1 protein-coding gene is annotated in these 1,443 nt (G+C 69.7%); it reads left to right on the forward strand.

Annotated elements, in window-relative coordinates; genetic code table 11:
- A partial coding sequence (locus tag VPH46_RS16245; RefSeq protein WP_416612898.1) for a S8 family serine peptidase occupies positions 1-1,443 on the forward strand: 1,443 nt, incomplete at both ends.

The following is a 1,443-nucleotide window of genomic DNA, read 5'->3' on the forward strand; positions in this document are numbered from 1 at the left end:
AGCGGCGACCACCAACTTCGCCGCCGGCGACTTCCTGTGGTGGAAGGACCAGATCCTCGACGGAACGACGGTCGCCACCGCGCAGCAGAACATCGTCGACCTGGCGAACACGGGCCAGGTGCGGATCATCAACAACAGCTGGGGCTCGGGCACGTCGCTGCCGTTCGACGCGTCGCTGGCCGATGTGCGCGCCGAGTTCGCCGAGGACCTGGGCGACTATTACAAGCCCATCCTCGACAACGACGTGCTGGTCGTCTTCTCGGCCGGCAACGGATACGGCGTCCACGCCAGCATCGATGCGGTGACCCCGCTCAATGACCCGCGGCTGCGCGGCAACTGGCTGTCGGTCGCCAATTATCTAGCGGACGGCACGGCGGCGGCCAGCTCCAGCCTGTGCGGGCAGACCGCGACCTGGTGCGTGGCCGGCCCGGGCAGCGGCATCATCTCGAGCGCCAACAGCTACACGGTCGACACCGATGCGATCCGGGCCACCTACACCCCGGCCGCCTATCCCGGCATCTATGCCGCGCGCACCGTGGGCGAGCTGCAGAACGCCGCGATCGGCGCCTGGATCGACGCGCTCAACGGCTATCTCAATCGCCAATATGAGGCGGAGCTCGAGGGCCGCGCGTTCGACGAGGAAGCCGAGGCAAGCTTGCTTGCGCAGCAGGCGATAGGGATCTCGCTCGCCTATGGCGCGCGCTTCGTTGGCGGCGACCCCGACGGCTATACCTCGACGCTCGCCAACATCCTGGTTTCGAACGCAGGCCTGTTCGGTACCGAGGTCGCGGCCTCGGTGCTGACCCAGGCCGACGCGCTGATCACCGCCGAGCTGCAGCGGTTCATCACCTTCGAAGGCCCGGGCTATGCGGCGCTGACCGGCACGTCGATGGCGGCGCCCAACATCTCGGGCTTTGCCGCGCTGCTGATGCAGGCGTTTCCGGAGTATAACACCGCGCTGATCTCCGACATTCTGGTGTCGAGCTCGGCCGATCTCGACGCGCCCGGTGTCGACCTCACCTCGGGCTGGGGCGCGCCGCAGATGGGCACCGCGCTCAACGGCCCCACCGCGCTGCGCGCGACGCGCGAGGTGGCCGTTGCCGCCGGCACGGTGGACGTCTGGTCGAACGATATCGACGACGCGCGCGACCGCTATTCGGACGCAGTGCTGGAGGGCTTCTCGGGCGACATCGGCGGCCTCACCAAGCGCGGTGGCGGCGAGCTGATCCTGGCCGGCACCAACCGCTACAGCGGACCGACCCGGGCCGAGCAGGGCCTGCTGACCGTTGACGGCAGCCTCACGCGATCGGCGCTGACGGTCGCGAGCGGCGGCACGCTGGGCGGCAACGGCACGCTTGCCACGCTGGTCGCGGAAGCCGGCGGCACGGTGGCGCCGGGCAGCGCGGGCGCGATCGGCACGCTGTCGGTGGCGGGCACCGCGAC

It is taken from the genome of Sphingomonas sp. MJ1 (PH-R8) (assembly GCF_048058635.1).
GTDB lineage: Bacteria > Pseudomonadota > Alphaproteobacteria > Sphingomonadales > Sphingomonadaceae > Sphingomonas.